Below are 266 nucleotides of genomic sequence, written 5' to 3'. Positions count from 1 at the left end.
AATGATACAAAATTTTAAAATTTTAGTTAGACCCTCATAGATTGAATACCCTATGAGCTTAACTAACTGACATTGGCTGTGAATCGTAACAAGAACGGAAAAAATTAGGGAAAAATTTTGAAAAATTGTTGACAAATTTGTTATCCTATAGTATATTAAATACTGCGTCTGGCAGTGCTGGATGTGAAATGCGCGAGTGGCTCAGTGGTGGAGTATCGCCTTGCCAAGGCGAGGGTCGCGGGTTCGAATCCCGTCTCGCGCTTTTT

Annotated in this window: 1 tRNA gene; it reads left to right on the top strand. The window is 39.8% G+C overall.

The annotated features are described in order from the left end of the window. Positions 1-190: 190 nt before the first annotated feature. Positions 191-262: transfer RNA gene (locus tag KTH90_RS24805), tRNA-Gly, on the top strand. Positions 263-266 lie beyond the last annotated feature (4 nt).

This window comes from Diplocloster modestus, assembly GCF_019042245.1.
In the GTDB taxonomy this organism is placed as follows: Bacteria; Bacillota; Clostridia; order Lachnospirales; family Lachnospiraceae; genus Diplocloster; species Diplocloster modestus.
Note: the sequence above shows the minus strand (reverse complement) of the source record. Positions and strands in the feature narration are given on the sequence as shown.